Source organism: Methylophaga sp. UBA4204 (assembly GCF_002379485.1).
Lineage (GTDB): Bacteria > Pseudomonadota > Gammaproteobacteria > Nitrosococcales > Methylophagaceae > Methylophaga.
In genome coordinates this window covers 22488-22933 of record NZ_DFTU01000093.1, presented here as the reverse complement: position 1 = coordinate 22933, position 446 = coordinate 22488, and the positions used below count along the sequence as shown (strand labels likewise).

The following is a 446-nucleotide window of genomic DNA, read 5'->3' as shown; positions in this document are numbered from 1 at the left end:
GCCTATAAACAGTATAAAAATGATCCAAACTTCCAAGCTGAAATGGATAAAGATCTGGCCGACTTTGTAGGCCGTCCATCACCTATATATCATGCCGAAAACTGGACAAAGAAACTGGGGGGAGCCCAGATCTATCTCAAGCGCGAAGATCTCAATCATACCGGCGCCCATAAAGTTAACAATACGATTGGTCAGGCTTTGCTGGCTAAGCGTATGGGTAAAACCCGTATTATCGCTGAAACAGGTGCGGGGCAGCACGGTGTAGCGACCGCTACAGTAGCTGCCCGCTTAGGTATGGAATGTGTGGTTTACATGGGCGCGGAAGATGTTGAGCGTCAGGCTATGAACGTTTACCGAATGAAGCTTTTAGGGGCAGAAGTAGTGCCGGTTCAGTCTGGCTCAAAAACGCTCAAAGATGCATTGAATGAAGCCTTGCGTGACTGGGT

Annotated in this window: 1 protein-coding gene; it reads left to right on the top strand. The window is 48.4% G+C overall.

From position 1 onward, the window contains the following. On the top strand, positions 1-446 hold a 446-nt coding region (locus B3182_RS14020), incomplete at both ends, for a pyridoxal-phosphate dependent enzyme (protein WP_292753169.1).